General features: G+C 75.7%; 5 protein-coding genes, 1 pseudogene and 1 riboswitch. Of the genes and pseudogenes, 5 read left to right on the top strand and 1 reads right to left on the bottom strand.

Annotated elements, in window-relative coordinates:
• Positions 1 to 204 (top strand): annotated as a pseudogene (locus MPTA5024_RS41875) (aldo/keto reductase); the annotation flags it as partial.
• 13 nt (positions 205 to 217) lie between these two features.
• Here MPTA5024_RS41875 and MPTA5024_RS05440 read toward each other — a convergent pair.
• On the bottom strand, positions 218 to 850 hold the full coding sequence (locus tag MPTA5024_RS05440; RefSeq protein WP_036320407.1) for a TetR/AcrR family transcriptional regulator C-terminal domain-containing protein: 633 nt from the start codon (positions 848 to 850) through the stop codon (positions 218 to 220).
• Between the two features lie 76 nt (positions 851 to 926).
• On the opposite strand from MPTA5024_RS05440, the gene MPTA5024_RS05445 reads away from it, so the two are divergent.
• The 4 genes from MPTA5024_RS05445 to MPTA5024_RS05460 form a co-directional block, all read left to right on the top strand.
• Positions 927 to 1,352 (top strand): ester cyclase, encoded by a 426-nt coding sequence (locus MPTA5024_RS05445; protein ID WP_036320411.1) that lies wholly within the window; start codon positions 927 to 929, stop codon positions 1,350 to 1,352.
• An 850-nt stretch (positions 1,353 to 2,202) separates the two neighbouring features.
• A riboswitch (cobalamin riboswitch) is annotated at positions 2,203 to 2,384 on the top strand.
• A gap of 196 nt (positions 2,385 to 2,580) precedes the next feature.
• Positions 2,581 to 4,086, top strand: coding sequence for a cobyric acid synthase (locus MPTA5024_RS05450; protein WP_036320414.1), 1,506 nt, complete (start codon positions 2,581 to 2,583; stop codon positions 4,084 to 4,086).
• Entirely contained in the window at positions 4,083 to 7,625 is a 3,543-nt protein-coding gene (cobN, locus tag MPTA5024_RS05455) for a cobaltochelatase subunit CobN (protein WP_198166959.1), read from the top strand. Before MPTA5024_RS05450 ends, cobN begins: the two co-directional genes overlap by 4 nt.
• Positions 7,622 to 8,919: ATP-binding protein (locus MPTA5024_RS05460; protein WP_157099405.1), on the top strand; the 1,298-nt coding region annotated here is incomplete at its 3' end. The genes cobN and MPTA5024_RS05460, both read left to right, overlap by 4 nt.

Consider the following 8,919-nt stretch of genomic DNA (forward strand, 5'->3'; position numbering starts at 1 on the left):
CCGGACGCCGTGGCGCTCGCCGCCGTCCTGGCCCGGCCCTGGATCGGCGTGGTGCTCAGCGGCGCCGCCTCCGCCGGCCAGTTGCGCGACAACCTCGCGGCCGTGGACGTGGCATGGGACGACGACCTCGAGGAGAGGCTGGCCGGACTGGCCGAGGATCCCGGCGCCTACTGGGACCGCCGCGCCGCCCTCGCCTGGTCCTGACCTCGGCGCGGCGTCAGCGAGCCGGGCGGCGGGGGCCGAGCCCGTCGAGCAGGGCGTCGAGCGCGCGGTCGAACCGCTCCTGGTGGTCCTCGGGGGTGCCGAGCCCGGCGCGGAGGGCCTCCGCCAGCACCGGGTACTCCCCCGGGTCCAGGCCGCCCATCGTCCCCTCGATGTCCGGCTCGTCGTGTCCGGGCGTGCGCCCGGCCTCAGCCAGCGTGTGCCCGATGACGAACGTGGCCACCGCGTTGACGAGCTGGAGCGCCTCCAGCGCCTGGAACCCCTCGGCCCGCAGCGCCGCCGCCATCCGCTCCACGGTCGCCAGGCCTCCGGGCGCCAGGACCGGCCGGGTGGCGACCAGCGGCAGCAGGGCGGGATGCGCCAGCAGCTCCCGCCGGATCGCGACCGCGAAGGCGCGCGTCCACTCCCGCCACGGGCCCGCCGGCTCCACGGTCACCCGTGAGACCACCGCGTCGATGAGGCCGTCCAGGACGGCGTCCTTGTTGGGCACGTGGTAGTAGAGAGTCATCGCCTCCACGCCCAGCTCCGCGCCGAGCTTGCGCATCGACAGCGCCGCGATGCCCTCCCTGTCGACCAGGGCCAGCGCGGCGGCGAGAACCTTCTCACGCGACAGTCCCGCCCTCGGCAACCGGACCTCCCTTGACGGCTCTTACGCCGTAAGAATATCGTGCTCTTACACCGTAAGACAATGAAGGGACACCGTCATGAGCGCCGCCGCCACGGCCGTCGTCCAGGCGCTGTTCGACGCCATCAACGACCGGAGGCTCGGCGACCTGCGCCGCTACATGACCGACGACGTGATCGACCACAACAAGGTGATCCACGGGGAACCGGACGAGCCGGGCGCCGCGTTCGACGCCATCGCGCAGCAGCTCGACGCGTTCGACCCGATGCACCTGAAGGTCGAGGAGATGATCGCCGATGGGGACCGGGTGGCGGTGCGGCTGACGATGTCAGGCGTGAACTCCGGCACGCACCCGCGGATGCCCGAGCCCACCCATCGCGAGTTCACGGTCGAGGCGATCTTCCTGCTCACCCTGCGGGACGGCAGGATCGCCGAGATGCGGGCGGTGAGCGACCGCCTGGGGCTGTTCCTCCAGCTCGGCTGGGACTGGCCGCAGGCCGACTGACGACCGCCTCCCTCGCGGGCGTCCTTGCCTGAGGGCGACCGAGGCGACAGGACGGCCGGATGCCTGCTGCGAGCCCGCTGCTCGCGGGGGACCCGCGGGCACGCCTCACTCAGCGGCCAGGACGGTCGCCACGCGGAGCCGTCCCGCCGCCCGGCTCGGCCACACGGCGAGCAGGTTGGCGACGAGCAGGGCCGCGGGTGCCACGTGCGCGCGGAACGCGGGAATCGCGGCGGATCCGCCCTTCAGCCGGGCCAGGCCCTCGAACGGGATGTCGTCGTGGGGGCCGACGATGTCGGCGGTACCGGGCGAGCAGGGCGGGCGAGGCGATCACCCCGCCCGTGCCGCCGGGACTCTCAGCGAACCAGGACGACCGCACGACACCCACGATCCGCGCCGGGATCGCCGGTCCGCCCGGCCGCGTCCCGCCTCCCGGTCTGTCGGTGGCGGCGGCCTGCTCGGGGGTCGTCAGCCGCAGGGTGACGCGGTCTCCGACGCCCTTGCCGCTGACCTCCCGGAACAGCGGTGTGACCACGACCTCGTCGACCCGTCGCGGGTCAGGGAGCCGTCCGTCGAGCATCACCGGAACCTCGATCGTCCGGAACAGCTCCGCGTCGGCCGGCGGGAGGGTCAGGCCGCTCCGGCCGCAGAAGGACAACCATCCGAACCCGGTCCCCCCGCCGTCCGGGAGCGGCGCGGCCGCACGGTGCATACCGGGATTACACGCCGCCGCCGAACCTCCGCCAAGGGTGCTGGCACCCGCGGCGGACGCCCAGGACGACCGGGCTCGCCAAACCGGGACACATCAGTTACCGAGGAAAGATACGGACAGATCACCCCTTGCGGGACCAACATCCAAAGGGTGTATGTTTGCAGCCGCAAGCGACGGAAGCGGAGGAAGCCGGTGTGAATCCGGCGCGGTCCCGCCACTGTCACCGGGGAGCGATCCTCACCACGCCACTGCCCCACCGGGCGGGAAGGCCGAGGGGAGCGTCGATCCGGGAGCCAGGATACTCCGGCCGTCGACCCTTCGACCGGGGGCGCGGACCCCCAGGGAGGACACGCCATGGCCGTGTCAGGCCTGCGCGCGGGCGCCTCGCTCACGGTGCCGCGCCCCGTTTCCTGAGATGCCGTCCGGCGGCGCCCTCGCCGCCCGTCCCCGCTTCCCCTCCCCCCTCCGTACGGCACGGCGCACGCCCCACGGCCGTACGGCGCCGCGGAGGCGGTCGCGATGAGCGGCGCGCTGCTGGTGGCGGGGACCACCTCCGACGCGGGGAAGAGCGTGCTGACGGCCGGGCTGTGCCGATGGCTGGCCCGGCGCGGGGTGCGGGTGGCGCCCTTCAAGGCGCAGAACATGGCGCTCAACTCGATGGTCACCGCGGACGGCGGGGAGATCGGCCGCGCCCAGGCGATGCAGGCCGCGGCCGCGCGGGTCGAGCCCGAGGCCGCGATGAACCCGGTGCTGCTCAAGCCCGCCGGGGAGCGGCACTCCCACGTCGTGGTGCTCGGCCGCGCCCACGCGGACGTCGACGCGCTGTCCTACCGCGAGCACAAGACGCGCCTGCTCGACGTGGCCGTCGACGCGCTGACCGGCCTGCGCCGGCGGTTCGACGTGGTGATCTGCGAGGGCGCCGGCAGCCCGGCCGAGGTCAACCTGCGCGACCGCGACATCGCGAACATGGGGCTCGCCCGCGCCGCCGGCCTGCCCGTGCTCGTCGTGGGGGACATCGACCGCGGCGGCGTGCTCGCGCACTTCGCGGGCACCCTCGCGGTGCTCGACCCGGCCGACCAGCGGCACCTGGCGGGGTTCGTGGTCAACAAGTTCCGCGGCGACCCGGCGCTGCTGCGGCCCGGGCTCGACTGGGTGCGCGCGGCGACCGGCCGCCCGTGCCTCGGGGTGCTGCCCTGGCGGTCGGGGCTGTGGCTCGACGTCGAGGACTCCCTCGACCTGGAGAGCCGTCCCGGCCTGCTCACCCCGCCCGTCGGCCGCGACGTCCTGCGCGTCGCCGTCGTACGGCTGCCGCGGATGTCGAACGTCACCGACGCGGACGCCCTGGCGGCGGAGCCGGGGGTGAGCGTGCGGCTCGTGACGTCGGCCGCGGAGGCCGAGGAGGCGGACCTGGTCGTCGTCCCCGGCACCCGGGCGACCGTCTCCGACCTGCGGTGGCTGCGCGAGCGCGGGCTGGACGGCGTGCTGCGCCGCCGGGCCGCCGAGGGACGCCCGGTGCTCGGGGTGTGCGGCGGCCTGCAGATGCTCGGCGGCGTCATCGACGACGAGGTCGAGAGCCGGGCCGGCCGGGTCGAGGGCCTGGGGCTGCTGCCGGTCCGGACCGTGTACGGCCCGGACAAGGTGCTGGCGCTGCCGAGGGGCCGCTGGCGCGGCCACGAGGTCGCGGGCTACCAGATCCACCACGGCAGGGTCGAGGTCGGCGGCGGCGAGCCGTTCCTCGACGGCTGCCGCGTGGGGCAGGTGTGGGGCACGACCTGGCACGGCCTGTTCGACGAGGACGGCTTCCGCCGGGCCTTCCTGTCCGAGGTCGCCGCCGTCACCGGCCGTGACTGGCTCCCCGGGGACACGACGTTCGCCGAGCGGCGCGAGGCCCGCCTCGACGCGCTGGGCGACCTGGTCGAGGAGCACCTGGACACCGACGCCGTCTGGCGCCTCATCGAGGGCGGGGTGCCCGCCGGCCTGCCCGCGGTCTCCATGACCCTCACCCCCGCCAAGGAGCACGGATGACGATGCTGCTGCTGTCGGCCGCCGACACCGAGCTGCTCGCGGCGCGCCGCGGCGGCGCGGCCTGGCGGGTGGCCAACCCGGCCAGGGTCGCGCCCGGGGACGTGCCGGCCCTTGTGGAGGGCGCGGACGCCGTCGTCGTCCGGCTGCTGGGAGGCCGCCGGTCGTGGCCGGAGGGCCTCGACGCCGTGCTCGCCTCGGGCCTGCCGGTCGTCGTGCTCGGCGGGGAGCCGGCCCCGGACGCCGCGTTGATGGCGCTGTCCACCGTGCCGTCGGGCGTCGCCGCCGAGGCGCTCGCCTACCTGGCGGAGGGCGGCCCGGACAACCTGCTCGAGCTGTACCGCTTCCTGTCCGACACGCTGCTGCTGACCGGAGAGGGCTTCGCCCCGCCCCGCGCCACCCCGGCGTACGGGGTCCGGCCCGGGCGGGAGCGGCGCGGCGGCCGGCCGCTGGTGGGCGTGGTGTACTACCGGGCGCACGAGCTGTCGGGCAACACCGCGTTCGTGGACGACCTGTGCGACGCGGTGGAGGCGGCGGGCGCCGACGCGCTGCCGGTCTTCTGCGGGTCGCTGCGCGGCGCGGACGCCGGCCTGTTCGCCCTGCTGCGGGAGGCCGACGCGCTGGTCGTCACCGTCCTGGCCGCGGGCGGAGCGGTGGCGAGCGAGGCCGTCGCCGGTGGGGACGACGACGCGTGGGACGTGGGGGCGCTCGCCGCGCTCGACGTGCCGGTGCTCCAGGGGCTGTGCCTGACGACGTCCCGCGCCGCCTGGGCCGCGACCGACGCCGGGCTGTCCCCCATGGACGCGGCCATGCAGGTCGCCGTGCCCGAGTTCGACGGGCGGCTCGTCACCGTGCCCTTCTCGTTCAAGGAGGACGGCCCGGACGGCGTGCCGGTCTACGCCGCCGATCCCGAGCGGTGCGCCCGGGTCGCGGGCCTCGCGGTCGCGCACGCCCGGCTGCGCCACGTGCCCAACCGGGACAAGCGCCTGGCCGTCGTGCTGTCCTCCTACCCGACGAAGCACGCCCGGGTCGGCAACGCGGTCGGCCTCGACACCCCGGCCTCGGCCGTGGTCCTGCTGCGCGCGCTGCGCGAGGCGGGGTACGACGTGGGCGACGCACCTGACGACGGCGACGCCCTCATCCACGCGCTCATCGCGGCCGGCGGCCACGACGTGGAGTGGCTGACCGAGGAGCAGCTGACCGCCTCCCCTGCCCGCGTCCCCCTGGCGGCGTACGACTCGTGGTTCGCGGAGCTGCCGGCGGAGCTGCGTGACGCGGTGACCGCGCACTGGGGCCCGCCGCCGGGGTCCCTCTACGTGGACGGCGACGACATCGTGGTGGCCGCGCTGCGGTTCGGCAACGTGCTGGTCGCGATCCAGCCGCCTCGGGGCTTCGGCGAGAACCCGGTGGCCATCTACCACGACCCCGACCTGCCGCCGAGCCACCACTACCTGGCGGCGTACCGGTGGCTGTCGCGCGAGTTCGGCGCGCACGCCGTCGTCCACCTCGGCAAGCACGGCACGCTGGAGTGGCTGCCGGGCAAGGGGCTCGGCCTGTCGGCGTCCTGCGCCCCGGACGCGGCGCTGGAGACGCTGCCGCTGGTCTACCCGTTCATCGTGAACGACCCCGGGGAGGGCACTCAGGCCAAGCGGCGGGCGCACGCCACGGTGGTCGACCACCTGATCCCGCCGATGGCCAGGGCCGACTCGTACGGGGACCTCGCCCGGCTGGAGCAGCTTCTCGACGAGCACGCGACCGTGGCCGCCCTCGACCCGGCGAAGCTGCCGGCCGTGCGCGCACAGATCTGGACGCTGATCCAGGCGGCCCAGCTCCACCACGACCTGCACGTGGACGACCGGCCGGACGACGCCGAGTTCGACGACTTCCTGCTCCACGTCGACGGCTACCTGTGCGAGATCAAGGACGCCCAGATCCGGGACGGCCTCCACGTGCTGGGCGCGGCCCCGGCGGGCGAGGCCCGGGTGAACCTCGTGCTCGCCGTGCTGCGCGCCCGGCAGGTGTGGGGCGGCGCGGCCGGCGCGCTGCCGGGGCTCCGCGAGGCGCTCGGGCTGGCCGAGGGCAAGGAGGCCAGGGGCGAGGTCGACCGGTTCGAGGAGGAGGCGCGGCGGCTTGTGGCGGCCATGGAGGAGCGGGGCTGGGACCCCGGCGCCGCCGCCGAGGTCTCCCCCGCCGCCGACGTCGCGCGGGTGCTGCGCTTCGCCGCGACCGAGGTCGTCCCCCGGCTCGACCGCACCACTGACGAGGTGGCCCACCTGCTGCACGCCCTCGACGGCGGGTACGTGCCGGCCGGGCCGTCCGGATCGCCGACGCGCGGGCTCGTCAACGTGCTGCCGACCGGCCGCAACTTCTACTCCGTGGACCCCAAGGCCATCCCCTCGCGACTCGCCTGGGAGACCGGCGCCGCCCTGGCGGCCTCGCTGGCCGAGCGGTACCGGGCCGACACCGGCGGCTGGCCGCGGACGGTCGGCCTCACGGTCTGGGGCACCAGCGCGATGCGCACCCAGGGCGACGACATCGCCGAGGTCCTCGCGCTGCTCGGCGTCCGGCCCACCTGGGACGACGCCTCCCGCCGGGTGACCGGCTTCGAGGTCGTGACGACGGAGGAGCTGGGCCGCCCCCGGGTGGACGTGGTCGTGCGGATCAGCGGCTTCTTCCGCGACGCGTTCCCGCACGTCGTCGCGCTGATCGACGACGCCGTACGGGCCGTCGCCGCGCTCGACGAGCCGGCCGAGCTCAACCCGCTGCGGGCGCACGTCGCGGAGGAGGTCGCCCGGCACGGCGACCACCGCCGCGCCACCAGCCGCGTCTTCGGCTCCCGGCCCGGAGCGTACGGCGCGGGGCTGCTGCCGCTCATCGACGCCCGCAACTGGCGCGACGACGCCGACCTGGCCGAGGTCTACGCCGTCTGGGGCGGCTACGCGTACGGCAGGGGCCTCGACGGCCGGGAGGCCAGGGCGGACATGGAGGCGGCCTTCCGCCGCATCGAGGTGGCCGCGAAGAACCAGGACAACCGCGAGCACGACATCGCCGACTCCGACGACTACTTCCAGTACCACGGCGGCATGGTCGCCATGGTCCGCCACCTGACCGGCGCGTCCCCCGCGGCGTACGTGGGCGACTCGCACGTGCCCGACGCCGTGCGCACGCGGACGCTGGGCGAGGAGACGCGGCGGGTCTTCCGGTCCCGCGTCGTCAACCCGCGGTGGATCGCGGCGATGCGGCGCCACGGCTACAAGGGCGCGTTCGAGATGGCGGCCACGGTCGACTACCTGTTCGGCTTCGACGCCACGGCCGGGGTCGTGGACGACTGGATGTACGAGTCGCTCGCCCAGTCGTACGTCTTCGACCCCGAGGTGCGCGACTTCATGCGCCGGTCGAACCCGTGGGCGCTGCGCGGCATCGCCGAACGGCTGCTGGAGGCGGCCGAGCGCGGCCTGTGGGCGGACCCGTCGCCGGAGACCCTCGACGGCCTCCGGACCACCTACCTGGAGATGGAAGGCGACCTGGAGGCCGGCGCATGACCGTGACGTACCCGTTCAGCGCGGTGGTCGGGCTCGACGACCTCAAGCGGGCGCTGCTGCTGAACGCCGTGTCGCCGTCGATCGGCGGGGTGCTCGTGCGGGGCGAGAAGGGCACGGCCAAGTCGACCGTCGTGCGGTCGCTGGCGGCGCTGCTGCCGCCGGTGGCCGTGGTGGCGGGGTGCCGGTTCTCCTGCGACCCGGCCGCGCCCGACCCGGCCTGCCCCGACGGCCCGCACGACTCGGCGCCCGACGTCGTCCGGCCCGCCCGGCTGGTCGAGCTGCCGGTGGGGGCGAGCGAGGACCGCGTCGCCGGCGCGCTCGACCTCGAACGGGCCCTCACGGAGGGCGTCAAGGCGTTCGAGCCGGGCCTGCTCGCGGCGGCCCACCGCGGGGTCCTGTACGTGGACGAGGTCAACCTGCTCCACGACCACCTCGTCGACCTGCTGCTCGACGCCGCCGCCATGGGCACGGCGTACGTCGAGCGGGAGGGCGTCTCGGTGCGGCACGCCGCCCGCTTCCTGCTGGTGGGCACGATGAACCCCGAGGAGGGCGAGCTCCGTCCCCAGTTGCTCGATCGGTTCGGCCTCGCCGTCGAGGTGCGGGCCAGTCGCGACCCGGGCGAGCGCGCGAGAGTGGTGCGCGGGCGGCTGGCGTACGACGCCGACCCCGCCGGGTTCGCCGCCGCCCACCGGGAGCGGGACGCCGGTCTCGCCGCCCGGATCGCGGCGGCCCGCGACCGCCTCCCCCGCGTGACGCTGCCGGACCACGCGCTGCGCCGCATCACCGCGGTGTGCGCCGCCTTCGACGTGGACGGCCTGCGCGCCGACCTGGTCATGGCCCGTACGGCGGTCGCGCTGGCCGCCTGGGAGGGGCGGGACGAGGTGAACGCCGACGACGTGCGGGCGGCGGCCCGGCTCGCGCTGCCGCACCGCCGTCGCCGGGACCCCTTCGACACCCCGGGAGTGGACGAGGACGACCTCGACCGGGCGCTGGCCGAGGCGGAGACCGCGAGCCGGCCCGAGGGCCGGTCCGGCGGCGACGGTCCCGGGCCCGAGGACGACGACCCGGGCGACGGCCCTGACAGTGGTCCCGGCGGTGGTCCCGGCGGTGGTCCCGGCGGTGGTCCCGGCGGTGGTCCCGGCGGTGGTCCCGGCGGTGGCCCCGGCGGTGGCCCCGGCGGTGGTCCCGGCGGTGGTCCCGGCGGTGGTCCCGGCGGTGGCCCCGGCGGCGGCCCCGGCGGCGGTGCGAGCGGGGGCTCTGACGGTGGTTCGGGCCGCGGCCGAGGCGTGCCCGG

Source organism: Microbispora sp. ATCC PTA-5024, from assembly GCF_000511135.2.
GTDB classification, from domain to species: Bacteria; Actinomycetota; Actinomycetes; order Streptosporangiales; family Streptosporangiaceae; genus Microbispora; species Microbispora corallina.